This window comes from Nocardia sp. NPDC005978 (assembly GCF_040614455.1).
Classification (GTDB): Bacteria; Actinomycetota; Actinomycetes; order Mycobacteriales; family Mycobacteriaceae; genus Nocardia.
The window spans coordinates 12,715-25,682 of record NZ_JBEXUS010000022.1 but is presented as its reverse complement, the minus strand read 5'-3'; the positions used below and the strand labels follow the sequence as shown (position 1 = coordinate 25,682).

The window sequence follows — 12,968 nt, the reverse complement described above, 5'->3', positions numbered from 1 at the left end:
AGGTGGCCGCGCCGGGATCAAGCGGTGGGCGCGGGCGGGGAAGCAGGGAAGTCGAACGCCGCGACCAGGTCCGGATCGTGGAACGCGCACACGCGGCTGATCCCGGTGGGGGTGGCGGTCAGGAGGACGATGCCGGCGGCGTGAAAAGCGTTCGCGTCCCGGTGGTACAGCACCGCGGCGGGCTGGCCGTTCGCCGCGGTGGGCGTCAGCCGCCAGGCTCCCGGGATGTGCAGAACCTGCGTGCGCAGCAGGTGCAGGCAGTTCTCCCGGCCGGCGCGCCAGTCCGGGAAGGGTGTCGCCTCCAGGGTGGCGTCGGTGCGCAAAACCTGTTCCAGCAGTTCGACATCGGAGTGTTCGAAGGCCGCGATGTAGGCCCCCAACAGCGCCCGCGCCCGGGGATGGTCCGGATCCAGCAGCCGGGTGGGTGCGGGTTCGAGCTCGCGCAGCCGGGCGCGGGCGCGTTGCAGGCCGCTCTTCACCGCCGCGGTCGTGGTGCCGAGGATGGCCGCCGTCTCCGCGGCCGAGAAGTCGAGCACCTCACGCAGCAGGAGAATCGCGCGCTGGCGAGCGGGCAAATGCTGCAGGCTCGCGATCAGGGCCAGCCGCAACGATTCCCGGGTGATCACGGTGTCGGCGGGGTCGTCGGGCCCGGGGGCCGCCCAGCTGTCCGGAAACGGCTCGAGCCAGGAAACATCGTGTGGAGCAGTGTGATTCGTTGCCCCCGCGAGTCCATCGACTGGTCCGGAGAGGCCCGAGGGCAGGACCCTGACGCGCGCGGGGCGCAAAGCCGTCAGGCAGACGTTGGTTGCGATTCGGTAGAGCCAGGACCGAACCGAGGCGCGGCCCTCGAAATTCGGGTAGCCGCGCCAAGCCCGCAGATACGTCTCCTGCACCAGATCTTCGGCATCCTGCGCGGAGCCGACCATGCGGTAGCAGTGCGCCAGCAGTTCCCGGCGGAACGGCGCGGTGTCCGCGGCGAACCGGTCCGGGTCGGCCATCCGCTGGGGCACCGGCATGGACCGAGTGTAGGACCCGGGGGTGGGTACGAGTCCCGTCGTAGCCGATCCGCTCGTCATGTGCACTCCTTCGTCCGGGCGGTCCGGGTGGACCGTCTCCGGTAGTGACCACCGCGGCGGCGAAAAGGAATCGAAGCCCAGGTCAGCGCGGCGTCACGGCAGCAGCGCGAGCTTGCCGACGGTAGTCCGGGCAGCCAGGCCGGCCAGTGCCTTCGGCCCATCGGCCAGGTCGAAAGCGACCGGGCGCACCGGGGTCAGGACCTCGGCGCGGATGAGCTCGGACAGCTCGGCCTTGAGCGCGCCGAACAGTCGCGGCGCGGACCGCGCCAGCACCCCGACATTGCAGCCGATGAGCTGAATGTGATTGCGGTACACCAGCTCCCAGTTGGAGACGATGGCCTCTCCGCCCGCCAGTCCGTACACCACCACCCGCCCGGTCACGGGCCGCGCCGCTGCCAGGCTCCGCGCGAAGGTGTCGCCGCCGGCGCATTCGAGCACCAGATCCGCGCCCGCGCCCCCGGTCAGTGCGCGCACGCGCGCGACGAGATCGGCATCGCCCGACTCCACCACGTGCTCGGCGCCCAGCGCCAGCACGGTCTCGTGCTTGCTCGCGGCGGCGACCGCGATCACCCGCGCGCCGTAGTGCCGGGCCAGGGTGACCGCGGCCTGTCCGGTCGCTCCCGCCGCGGCGTGAATCAGCACGGTCTCCCCGGCGGAGACTCGGCCCAGGGTGCGCAGCGCCGCCAGGGCGGCGGGCCAGTTCACCCCGAGTCCCAGCGCCTGCTCGGGCGTCCAGCCGGGCGGCACGGGGACGGCGGTGGCGGCGGGCAGTGTCATGTACTCGGCGAACGCGCCGTTTCCGATCCCGGCGACGAGAACGCCGAGCCCGGGATCGGTTACCGCCGATCCCCGTTCGATCACTTCCCCGACCGCTTCGAATCCCGCCGTGTACGGCGGTCGCGGGCCACCGCCGAACGTGCCGTACGACCGGGAGACATCGGCGAAGTTCACCCCGGCCGCTCGCACCCGGATCAAGACCTCCGCCGCACCCGGACGCGGTACCGGAGCATCGTGCACGAGCCGCATGTCCTGCGGTCCGTCGAACGAATTCTGCTGCAGGGCACGCATGGTGATCGGTAGTCGCATAGCGGTGCCTTTCCCCTCGTGTGCGGCCGCATCGCCGGGCCGCACCCTCGCACAGGTAGACCGCGGTGACGGCGCGAAGGAATCGGCCGGGCTCGTCAGCGCGCCCAGGGAGCGAGGATCGGCGGCTGGCCGGGGATCAGGCCGTGTCCGCCGACCGGGAGGACGACGACGGCCTCGAACGGCTCGCCGTTCGGGTTGGACATCGCGAACAGCTGGTGGGCAGGGACTATCAGGGCGTCTCCGGCTGCGACGGTGAAGGTTTCGTCGTTCATGGTGACCGTCATGGAGCCGGAGAGGGCGATGAAGATCTCCTCGCGGTCCAGGGAGTGTGCGGGTGCGGTGGTCTCGGGTTTGATGGACAGCCGCCAGGCGCTGTTCTCGGTGGAGCCGCGGCTCGGGGCGGCCAGGCCGATGAAGGTGGCGTGGTCGTTCTCGAAGCGGGGAGCCTGGTCGGCGGTGACGAGTGGCACGGTGTCTCCTCGGTTGTCTGGGGAAGCGGTGTTCGGGGCTACTGGGCCCAGGGCGGGGCGACACGGTCGCCGCCCGGCGCCTGCGCGTAAGCGCCCACGGGCAGGATCGCGACGGCTTCGAAGGGTTCCGCGCCGGGCACGGCGAGCCGGAAGTTCGTGTGCGCCGGGATGATCAGCGCGTCACCGGCGTTCAGCTCGCGCGTCTCGCCGTCGAGGGTGATCTCGGCGCGGCCGGCGAGGGCGATGAAGATCTCCTCGCGCGAGACCGAGTGCTCGTGGCCCGGGTTGCCCGCCGCCAGGGTGAAGCGCCAGACGCTGTTCTCGGTGGAACCCCGGCTCGGGGCGGCGAGGCCGACGGCGGTCATGCCGGGGCCGGTGAACGTGGGTGCGTCGGTGGACTTGATGAGCGGCATTGCGGTGTCTCCTAACATTCACGCAAGATGTTCAACCAAGGTATTCAACTAAAGTTGAACAACTAGAGTTGAACATATTCGCGAGAGAGGAGTCAAGGGTGGATTTCGGCATTCTGCTCGGCCGGGCGTACCAGGGCTTCGTGGCCGACCTGCACGCGCACATGGCCGAGCGCGGGCATCGCATGCTGGGCGCATCGTACGGCTACGTGATGCGCGCGCTGGACGAGAAAGCGCTCACCGCAAGCCAACTGGGGGAGCGGCTGGGCATCACGGCGCAGGGCGCGGCCAAGGTCGTGGACGAGATGGTGCGATACGGCTACGTCGAGCGCCGCCCGGACCCGGGCGACAAGCGCGCCAAACTCCTGCACCTGTCCGCGCGGGGCGTCGATCTGCTGGAGACCGTGCGCGCCTTCCACACCGCATACGAGAACGACCTGATCGCGCGCATGGGCGCGGATCAGGTCGCGACGGTTCGGGCGGTGCTGGGCGAGATCGCGAGCACGGACCAGCCCGGATTCCGCCCGCTGTGAACGGGCCTATCCGGGGCTGGTGACCGCCGCCGAACGCCGGGCCAGCAGCAGGTACATGCCCGCCGCGAGCAGCGCCGCCCCGGCCAGGATGTAGCCGTCCCCCGGAATGTGCTGCCACCACGCCCATCTCAGCTCGCGATCGTCCCCGTTCGGTACCAGCCCGGGCCCGATCAGGAACAGCGCCGCGAACCCGGCGATCATGGCGATGGGCACGCGGCCCGGCCGCGTGCTCGCCCACGCTCCGGCGGCCACCAGCGCCGGGCCCACCCACACCCAGTGGTGCGTCCAGGACACCGGTGAGATCAGCAGCAGCACCGCCGCGTTCACGAACAGCGCGACGACCGAGTAGACGGTCACCGGCGCGCTCGCGGCCAGGCGCTCCAGGCCGAACAGGTGATGGATCAGCGCCGCGCCGAGGCAGGTCACCACCACCGCCAACCCGAGCCACACGGCCGTGGAGATCGTGTGCGGCAGCCCGAGCCGGAAGATCGTGCCCTTGATCGACTGATTGCCGACGTAGTGCGGCGACCCGATGCGATTGGTGTCGCTCACGGCGTGGAACCAGTACGCGCGGGATTCCTTGGGGAACACCACGAATCCCGCTCCCACGACGGCCGCCGCGGTGAGCGCCGCCCGGCCCGCGGCCTTGAAGTCACCACGAATCAGGAAGAACAGCACGAAGGCCGCCGGGGTCAGCTTGGTCACCGCGGCGATGCCGATGAGCACCCCGCGCGGCCAGCGCGGCTTCACGCTGAGGGTGTCCAGCGCGACCGCCGCCATGAGGATCAGATTGATCTGCCCGAACCACAGCGTGGTGCGGACCGGCTCCACCGCCAGCAGCGCCACCACGGCCGCCGTGCTGATCGTGGCCTTGGCGCGGGCGTCGAGATCGGGCCGGATGCGCGAGAGCACCAGCCAGATCGTCACCCCGAGACTGCCCAGGGAGCTCGCCGTCACCGCGAATTCGGCCAGCCACAACGGCATGAGCGCGAGCGGGATCATGAGCACGGCCGCGGACGGCGGATAGGTGAACGGCAGATTGGTGTGCCCGGCGACCGGCAGGATGGGACCGTACAGTTCGCTGTGGTGCAGCCAGGCTCGGGTGGCGACCTGATAGACCTGCAGGTCCAGAAATCCGTGCAGCGCCGAGACCAGCGCGACGATGGAGATCGAGAGCACGATACCGAGCACGATCGGGATGCGCGGAATGTAGCTGTGTTCATCGGACTTCGGTGTGCGCGGCAAGCTTCCCCGCCCCGTGCGCATCGTGATCATTCGGCCGACACTAACCTTTCGGCTTTCGCATAAGTTGTCCGGATTGCATTGTGCAAGTGGCTAATTGATGGCTAGCGGTTGTCCCGCGCGGCCGCCCCACCGGGCCGCTCGACTCTCCGGCGCGGCGAACCAGGTCGCGTGGAAGGTGAACACCACCGCGCCCAGCACGCCCAGGACGACCAGTCCCGACGGGACGGGATGATCGGCCATGGTGGTCGCCAGGAATCGGTAGGACAGCAATAGCCCGGCGAATACGGCGATTCCGAGCACGACCGCGCGGACCCGGTACCGGTTCCACCCGCGCTCGGGATCACGCAGCGCCGATTCCACGGTCAGGCACAGCACCGCGCCCGCCACCAGATCGACGCCGTAGTGATAGCCGAAACCCAGCGTCGCGAGCAGCGTGCCCACCAGCCAGAGTCCGCCCGCCCAGCGCAGCCATCGCGGTCCGACGCGCGAATGGATGAACAGCGCCAGCGCCCAGGCGGTGTGCATGGACGGCATGCAGTTGCGCGCGGTCTCGGTGTCGAAGGGCAGCGCCGCGGGTGTGAAGCTCAAGGTGGGCAGGACGTTCGGCCAGTCGCCGAGTTGCAGGCCGTTGCCTTCGGGCCCGTAGGCGAACACCGGGCCGACGACCGGGAACAGCACGTAGATCAGCGGCCCGATCATGCCGAGCACGAGGAAGGTGCGCAGCAGATTGTGCCGGGGCCAGGGGCCGGTCGTCACCCCGCGCAGCTGCCACACCGCGACCACCATCGCCGCCACGGGCAATTGGATGTAGATGACGTGCAGGATGGCTTTCGGGATCGCGCCCCCGGCCTCGAGCAGCGCGCCGACCACCCAGGACGGTTCGCCCAGCGCGTGATCGGCGAGCAGGAGATACGGGTCGAGGACGTCCGGGCCGGCGGCGATGCTGATCATCAGCCAGGTGTCGGCCAGTTTGGACGCCATGATCAGCAGCACGCCGAAGGCGATGGCGCGCATGGCCGCTCGCCGCGGGGGACCGTGCCAGCGCGCGACGGTCAGCGCCAGACCCGTCAGGGCGAGTGTGGGCCCGGTGCCGATCGAGACGTGCCAGCCGCACAGCAGTTGCAGTCCGAGGGTGAGCACGTCGAGGAGGACGGCCGCGCCCAGGGTGATGACCCGCAGGCGGGCGGGCACGCCCACGCACGCCAGCCCGAGGCCGGCCCAGGACACGAACGCCGACTGCGGATTGCCCAGGAAATCGGCGACCAGGCTCAGCAGGGGACCGAGGTGCCCGTGCGTCGAGGCCCAGAATTGCGATCCGCCCAGCAGGACCGCCGCCACGCCCAGCGCGGCGAGCGGGATCACCCGCGCATCCGTTCTCTCGCCGGACGACACCTCGCCGGCCGCGTTCACCTGAGGGTCGACCAGCACCGTCAATCCCTAACACAGGGGAAACGGAGGCACAAATTCCGGTTAGCGCCCGGGAAACTCGAGCCGGATGATCAGCGTGTCCCGAAGGACGTGCCGGGGCGGTGGCGCGAGGCCGGGACGCCCCGCCGGCGGAGACAGGCGGTAGAACGCCCGGCCGGCGGTCTGTGCCCGGAGCTTCGGGGCCTAGAACCCGCCGTCGAACCCGCCGCCGTCGAACCCCCCGAAATCCCCGAATCCGCCGCCGGCATCGGAGCCGGGGTCGATATAGCCGCCCTGATCGCCGTAACCGGGGTCATACCCGGCGTCGGCGGTGCCGGGGTCGTAGCCGCCGTCGCCCGCGCCCGCGTCCAGGCCGTCCTGATACCCGTCGCCGTAGCCGGATTCGAAGGCGGCCGAGTCGTATCCGACCCCGGACATGCCGGAGAACAGGGAACTGAACAGCAGCGCCGATCCGACGCCCCAGGCGCCCGCGACCAGGGCCGTGCGCCACCAGGGTTCGGAGTACCAGCCCGCGGGGACCGGGCGGCCCGCCACGCGCCCGCCGGGGTAGTAGTTCGGCGTCTGTGGCGAGGGACCCGGCGAGGCCGCGATCTCGCGGCCGTCGTAATCGATGACGCGCTCCTCGCTGACCCGGCCCGCCGCGCGCTGCCCGTCGAGTTCGGGGACGGCGGGTCCGGGATCCATGCCCGTGGCCGCGCGCGCGGCGCGGACGTAGTAGAGCCCTTCCAGGGCGGTCTCTTTCGCGAGTCCGGCCTGGGCGGGCGTGGCGGCCTGGTCGATCTGCGAGCCCGCCGCGGTGAAGCGTTCGGCGGCGTCGGCCAGGGCCTGCCGGGAGGGAGCGTCCGATCCGGTGAGCTGATACACCTGCCCGCCGAGGCGTTCGATGACCCGCCGGGCGTCGGCCTCGGCGTCGGCGAGCCTGGTGCTCGCGCGGGACCGTTGCCCGCGATTGACCACCAGGACCGCGAGCAGCACGCCGACCATGACGAGGAGTAGTACTACAACCGTGGCCACGATGATCAGCTTACGCGGCAGCAATAACTGACAAGTTGCTCAAGCCGATTGCCGATCGACGGGGGTCAGCCCGCCACTGCCGCGAAACGTGCCCCCGGGTTCTCTGAATCGACCTCCTCGTCGAGGTCCGACATGGCGAACTGGCGTTTGCCCGCCGTCTTGGCGGTGTACATGGCCCGATCCGCGCTGCGCAGCAGATCGGCGAAGTCGCACTCGCGCCCGGGCGGGCAGAACGCCGACCCGACGCTGGCCGAGGCGGGCACCGGGCCCGCCGCGGTGAGCACCGGTTCGCACAGTGCCGCGAGCACCCGGACGGCCAGTTCGGGCAGTATGTTGCGGCGCGCGGCCAGGGCGACCACGAACTCGTCGCCGCCGTACCGGGCGATGACCGTCTCGGGCGGACAGGCCGCGCGCAGCCGCTGGGCGATGGCGACCAGGACCTCGTCACCCACCGAATGCCCGTAGCCGTCGTTGATCTGCTTGAAGTCGTCCAGATCGATCAGCAGCAGCCCGACCCCGCGCGAGGGATCGGTGGACATCATGCGCACCCGCTCCTTGAGCAGCGAGCGGTTGGCCAGATCGGTGAGCGCGTCGTGGGTCGCGTCGTGCCGCAGCCGGGTCTGCAGCGCGGCGATCTCCTGTACCCGCACCGATACCGCTTCGGTCAGGCTCCGTTCCTGCTGGGCGAGCGCGCGCTGCTGCAGCGCCTCGGCATAGCTGTCGATGGCCTGGCTGGCGATGAACGGCCAGCGCGTGGCGATGAGCGATCCGGGCTCCCCGGGCGCGAGCCCGAGCAGGGCGCGACTTGCCGGCGCGAGCATGCGGGTCCGGTCGAACGGCGACTCGGCGAGGCGATGGCCGATGGCACGGGCGGCGGGCACCGGAAACGGTTCGGACCCGGCCAGTTCCAGGAGGTCATCGATGACGCGGCCGAAGATGCGGTGCATGTCCTCGGGTGGTAGTTCGGGACCGCCGCCCGCACCGTTCGGGTGGACCGCCCGCACCCACTCGCGGATGGTGGCCGTGACAACGATGGTGGTTCGAGTGTCGATTCGGATGGGCATGCGCGCTCACCCTGCGTCGTGCATAAGGTCGGAGCCAGCGGCCGTGCCGGTGACACCTCTCAGATCGAACTGTCTACCTTGCGGTCGGCATGTTCGGTGCATGCTCACCGCCCCCTTTCCAGATACACCCCCGCGTCCGGACAAAAAGGATCCTAGCAAGCCACCCGGCATCGAAATACCCTGTTTCAGAACGGGTTCCCGCTGCCTCGCGAATGGCGATCGGATGCGTTATCGCTCGGGGGCCTCCGGTGTTACACACTTTTTCGGCGCGCTGACGCGACTCGCCGCAGCCCGTCCGTGAGCGGGGGCGACCTGGGTGAACGCGGCCCGATTGGCATATGCGGAGTGAGGTTCGGTACAGTGCTCTCGCAAGCCGCACCGGTTCCGGTGGGTGTGCACGCGGGTGTAGTTCAATGGTAGAACTTCAGCCTTCCAAGCTGATAGCGCGGGTTCGATTCCCGTCACCCGCTCTTCTCCCGTCCGCGGGGATGTCCCGCCGACGAGGCCGGACGGGTTACGGGGTGTAGCGCAGCTTGGTAGCGCATCCGCTTTGGGAGCGGAGGGTCGCAGGTTCAAATCCTGTCACCCCGACCATCTTTCACTCTTCTGGGAACAGGTTTCAGAAGTCTGTTGTGTCCCGCCCGGGGGATTCGTTCGGTGGGGGCGATTCGCGGGTTTTTCCCGGCCTGCGGTGTGCTCGAGATCACGGCTGGTGCAAGGGATCTCGACAGACTGCTCGGCATGTCGCGCCCGGCGCGTCGGGGTGATCACGAGTCGTGGGCCCAATCGTCGCCGTGTTCGTGGCGCAGGTGCTCGGCCAGGATCGCGGCTTGGGAGCGGCGGGCCAGGCCCAGTTTGCCCAGCAGGGCCGAGACGTAGTTGCGAATCGTCTTCTCCGAGAGGAACACCTGGGCGGCTATCTGCTTGTTGCTCAGCCCCTGACCGATCAGGGCCAGGATCTGGCGTTCGCGGTCGGTGAGGTCGGCGGTCGCCAGCGGGCCGGGAGTGGCCGGGCGGGCGGTGAGTTCGGCCGCGACGTCCGGATCGATGAGGGTTTCCCCGGCGGCCACGCGGCGAATCGCGTCGACCAATTGCGGTCCGCGAAGCTGTTTGAGGACATAGCCTTTGGCGCCGGCCAGCACCGCGCCCAGCAGGGCCTCGTCATCGGAGAACGAGGTCAGCATCAGCACGTTCAGGTCCGGCAGCTCCGAGAGCAGGTCGCGGCAGACGCTGATGCCGTCGCCGTCCTCCAGGCGCACGTCCAGCACCGCGACGTCGGGGCGCACGGCGGGAATCCGGCGCAGCGCCTCGGCCGCGCCGCCGGCTTCCCCGGCGACTGCGATGTCGCCCTCGGCCTCGAGCAGATCCTGGAGCCCGCGCCGCACGATCTCGTGATCGTCGAGCAGGAAGACGCGGATCTTTCCTGAGCTGTCCACCCGGTCATCCTCGCAGGTCACCGGGCTCTAGCCGGGGATCGGACGCGGCGAGCGGCGATCCGCATCAGCCACCCGCCGCGTTCCTTTCCGGCACCGGGACGTTGTTGGCCCGGTGCGGTCTCTAATACGCGATCAGGCCCTGTTCGCGAAAGGTCATGCGCGCCCGTTCGACCTGCGCCGCCGTGGGCGCCGGGGTGTCGGCGAGTACGAACCTGCGGCCCAGCTCCGCCCATTTGGCGCTGCCCAGGGTGTGGAAGGGCAGGACGTCGACGCGGTCCACGACGCCCAGCCCGGCCGCGAAACGCGCGACGGTCTCGACTTCCGCCGGTGCGTCGGTGATGCCCGGCACCAGGACGTAGCGCACCCACACCGGTGTGCCCCGGGCGGCGAGGCGCTCGGCGAAGCGCAGTGTCGGGTCCAGATCACGGCCGGTGAGCCGGCGATAGGTCTCGGGCTGCCCGGCCTTGATGTCCAGCAGCACCAGATCTGTGGCGTCCAGCAGTTCGTCCGAGGCCGCGCGCCCGAGGAACCCGGAGGTGTCCAGGGCCGTGTGCAGGCCGAGCTCCCGGAAACCGCGCAGCAGCGCGCTCGCGAACCCGGGTTGCTGCAACGGCTCTCCGCCGCTGACGGTCGCGCCGCCACCGCTCGCGGTGATGAACGGCACGTATTTGGCGGCCTCGCCCAGCATGTCGTCCGCGTCGCACCGAATTCCGTTGCCCCGCGCCCAGGTATCGGGGTTCTGGCAGTACAGGCAGCGCAGCGGGCACCCGCTGAGGAAGGCGACGAACCGCGTGCCCGGCCCGTCCACGCCCGTGGAGATGTCCCAGGAGTGCACCGAACCGGTGACCGGTGCGAGGGCGGCGGTCATCACAGACTCGCGTGGAAGGTGCGATTGATGACGTCGAGTTGCTGTTCGCGGGTCAGGCGCACGAAGTTCACGGCATAGCCCGAGACGCGAATCGTCAACTGCGGGTACTTCTCCGGATGCTCCATGGCATCGGTGAGGGTGTCTTTGTCCAGGACGTTCACGTTCATGTGGAAGCCCCGGGTGGCGATGTACCCGTCCAGGATGCCGACGAGATTGCCGACCCGTTCGGTGGCCGTGCGGCCCAGGCCCTGCGGGGTGACGGTGGTGGTGAGCGAAATGCCGTCCCGTGCGTGCTCGTACGGCAGCTTGGCCACGGACATGGCCGAGGCCACGATGCCGTGCCGATCCCGGCCGTTCATCGGGTTCGCGCCCGGGGAGAACGGCTCGCCCGCCCGCCGGCCGTCGGGCGTGTTGCCGGTCTTCTTGCCGTACACCACATTCGAGGTGATGGTGAGCACCGATTGGGTGTGCTCGGCACCGCGATAGGCCGGGTAGGCGCGAATCTTGGCCATGAACCGCTGTACGAGTTCGGCGGCCATGGCGTCGACCCGATCGTCGTTGTTGCCGTACGCGGGGAACTCACCCTCGATGCGGTAGTCCACCGCCAGCCCGGTGTCGTCGCGCAGCACATGGACTTTCGCGAACCGGATGGCCGAGAGCGCGTCCGCGGCCACCGCCAGCCCGGCGATGCCGCAGGCCATGGTGCGGCGCACGTCGGTGTCGTGCAGCGCCATCTCGATGCGTTCGTAGGCGTATTTGTCGTGCATGTAGTGAATGACGTTGAGCGCGTGCACATAGGTCCCGGCCAGCCAGTCCATGAGCCCGTCCAGCGCCAGATCGACCTCGTGGTAGTCGAGTACGTCCGAGGTGATCGGTGTGAAACCGCGTGCGACCACCGTGCCGGTGCGCTCGTCGCGCCCGCCGTTGATGGCGTACAGCAGCGTCTTGGCGAGATTGACTCGCGCGCCGAAGAATTGCATCTGCTTGCCGACCTCGGTCGCCGAGACGCAGCAGGCGATGGCCGTGTCGTCGCCCGAGACCTGGCGCAGCAGCTCGTCGGATTCGTACTGGATCGAACTGGTGTCGATGGAGACCCGTGCGCAGAAACGCTTGAAGCCCTCGGGTAGTCGCGGCGACCACAGCACGGTCAGATTGGGTTCGGGGGCCGGGCCGAGGTTGTAGAGGGTCTGCAGCAGCCGGAAGCTGGTGCGCGTCACCAGCGGTCGCCCGTCCACGCCGAGTCCGCCGATCGATTCGGTGACCCAGGTGGGGTCGCCGGAGAACAGCTCGTCGTACTCGGGGGTGCGCAGGAAACGCACGATGCGCAGCTTGATCACGAAGTCGTCGATCAACTCCTGGGCGTACTCCTCGGTGATCAGCCCGGCGACCAGGTCGCGCTCGAGGTAGACGTCGAGGAAGTTGGCGACGCGGCCCAGCGACATCGCCGCGCCGTTCTGCTCTTTCACCGCGGCCAAGTAGGCGAAGTACAGCCACTGGATGGCCTCGCGGCCGGTGGCGGCGGGCCGCGAGATGTCGAAGCCGTAGGCGGCCGCCATGCGCTTCAGCTCGTCCAGCGCGCGGATCTGCTCGCTGACTTCCTCACGCAGCCTGATGGTTTCGTCGTCGGCCCAGCGGGCGTCCAGGGCTGCGTGATCGGCGCGCTTGGCGGCGATCAGCCGATCCACGCCGTAGAGCGCGACCCGGCGGTAGTCGCCGATGATGCGCCCGCGCCCGTAGGCGTCCGGCAGGCCGGTGATGATGCCCGCGCCGCGGGCGGCCCGGATGTCGGCGGTGTAGGCGTCGAAAACGCCGTCGTTGTGTGTCTTGCGGTACGTCGTGAAGATCTCCGCGACCCGCGGATCCTCCTCGACGCCGTAGGCGCGCAGGCTCGACCGCACCATGCGGTAGCCGCCGTTGGGCATGATGGCGCGCTTGAGCGGCGCGTCGGTCTGCAGGCCGACGATGAGTTCGGCCCCGGCGTCGATGTAGCCGGGCGCGTGCGCGGTGATTGTCGAGGGGGTGTGCTGGTCGACGTCGAGGATGCCGCGCTCGCGTTCGGCGGGAAACAGGGCGCCGAGCTTTTCCCACAGCCGCAGCGTGCGGTCGGTCGGGCCGCACAGGAAGCCGTCCGCGCCTTCGTAGGGTGCGTAGTTCTGCTGGATGAAGTCCCGCACGTCGATCTCGTTGCGCCACCGGGCGCCCCGGAACTCGTCCCAGGCGCCGAGACGGGTCACGTTTTCGATCATGGTCATTGCGGGCTCCTTCGCGGGTCGGTCCGGTGCTGTCTCCAGCCTGCTGCGGTCCGACACTCCCGCACAGAGACAAATGTCCCGAGGTA

Annotated in this window: 12 protein-coding genes and 2 tRNA genes; 3 read left to right on the top strand and 11 right to left on the bottom strand. The window is 69.5% G+C overall.

Features of this window, described 5'->3' with window-relative positions; genetic code table 11:
• Positions 1-17 precede the first annotated feature (17 nt).
• From ABZ319_RS12790 to ABZ319_RS12775, 4 genes are all read right to left on the bottom strand, one after another.
• A complete protein-coding gene (locus tag ABZ319_RS12790; RefSeq protein WP_354986533.1) occupies positions 18-1,016 on the bottom strand; it encodes an RNA polymerase subunit sigma-70 in 999 nt (332 codons plus the stop codon).
• A gap of 153 nt (positions 1,017-1,169) precedes the next feature.
• The gene (locus tag ABZ319_RS12785; protein WP_354986532.1) at positions 1,170-2,162 is read right to left on the bottom strand and encodes a zinc-binding dehydrogenase; all 993 of its coding nucleotides are present in this window, start codon (positions 2,160-2,162) and stop codon (positions 1,170-1,172) included.
• A 95-nt stretch (positions 2,163-2,257) separates the two neighbouring features.
• The gene (locus tag ABZ319_RS12780) at positions 2,258-2,632 is read right to left on the bottom strand and encodes a cupin domain-containing protein (RefSeq protein WP_354986531.1); all 375 of its coding nucleotides are present in this window, start codon (positions 2,630-2,632) and stop codon (positions 2,258-2,260) included.
• Between the two features lie 38 nt (positions 2,633-2,670).
• On the bottom strand, positions 2,671-3,045 hold the full coding sequence (locus ABZ319_RS12775) for a cupin domain-containing protein (protein WP_354986530.1): 375 nt from the start codon (positions 3,043-3,045) through the stop codon (positions 2,671-2,673).
• A gap of 98 nt (positions 3,046-3,143) precedes the next feature.
• On the opposite strand from ABZ319_RS12775, the gene ABZ319_RS12770 reads away from it, so the two are divergent.
• Positions 3,144-3,575, top strand: coding sequence for a MarR family transcriptional regulator (locus ABZ319_RS12770; protein WP_354986529.1), 432 nt, complete (start codon positions 3,144-3,146; stop codon positions 3,573-3,575).
• 6 nt (positions 3,576-3,581) lie between these two features.
• Here ABZ319_RS12770 and ABZ319_RS12765 read toward each other — a convergent pair whose 3' ends face one another.
• The 4 genes from ABZ319_RS12765 to ABZ319_RS12750 all read right to left on the bottom strand — a co-directional run bounded on the left by ABZ319_RS12765 (position 3,582) and on the right by ABZ319_RS12750 (position 8,326).
• Positions 3,582-4,850, bottom strand: a complete 1,269-nt coding sequence (locus ABZ319_RS12765; protein ID WP_354986528.1) for a glycosyltransferase 87 family protein — start codon at positions 4,848-4,850, stop codon at positions 3,582-3,584.
• A 60-nt stretch (positions 4,851-4,910) separates the two neighbouring features.
• Positions 4,911-6,158: a phosphatase PAP2 family protein gene (locus ABZ319_RS12760; RefSeq protein ID WP_354986600.1), complete on the bottom strand. Its 1,248-nt coding sequence runs from the start codon at positions 6,156-6,158 to the stop codon at positions 4,911-4,913.
• 273 nt (positions 6,159-6,431) lie between these two features.
• Positions 6,432-7,232 (bottom strand): DUF1542 domain-containing protein, encoded by an 801-nt coding sequence (locus ABZ319_RS12755; protein WP_354986599.1) that lies wholly within the window; start codon positions 7,230-7,232, stop codon positions 6,432-6,434.
• 95 nt (positions 7,233-7,327) lie between these two features.
• On the bottom strand, positions 7,328-8,326 hold the full coding sequence (locus ABZ319_RS12750) for a GGDEF domain-containing protein (protein WP_354986527.1): 999 nt from the start codon (positions 8,324-8,326) through the stop codon (positions 7,328-7,330).
• 399 nt (positions 8,327-8,725) lie between these two features.
• On the opposite strand from ABZ319_RS12750, the gene ABZ319_RS12745 reads away from it, so the two are divergent.
• Positions 8,726-8,796, top strand: a tRNA-Gly gene (locus tag ABZ319_RS12745).
• A gap of 47 nt (positions 8,797-8,843) precedes the next feature.
• Positions 8,844-8,920, top strand: a tRNA-Pro gene (locus tag ABZ319_RS12740).
• A gap of 173 nt (positions 8,921-9,093) precedes the next feature.
• Here ABZ319_RS12740 and ABZ319_RS12735 read toward each other — a convergent pair.
• From ABZ319_RS12735 to pflB, 3 genes are all read right to left on the bottom strand, one after another.
• Complete coding sequence (locus ABZ319_RS12735; RefSeq protein WP_354986526.1) at positions 9,094-9,762, bottom strand: response regulator transcription factor; 669 nt, start codon at positions 9,760-9,762, stop codon at positions 9,094-9,096.
• Between the two features lie 121 nt (positions 9,763-9,883).
• A complete protein-coding gene (gene pflA / locus ABZ319_RS12730) occupies positions 9,884-10,630 on the bottom strand; it encodes a pyruvate formate-lyase-activating protein (protein ID WP_354986525.1) in 747 nt (248 codons plus the stop codon).
• Complete coding sequence (gene pflB, locus ABZ319_RS12725) at positions 10,630-12,882, bottom strand: formate C-acetyltransferase (protein ID WP_354986524.1); 2,253 nt, start codon at positions 12,880-12,882, stop codon at positions 10,630-10,632. Before pflB ends, pflA begins: the two co-directional genes overlap by 1 nt.
• Positions 12,883-12,968: the final 86 nt, after the last annotated feature.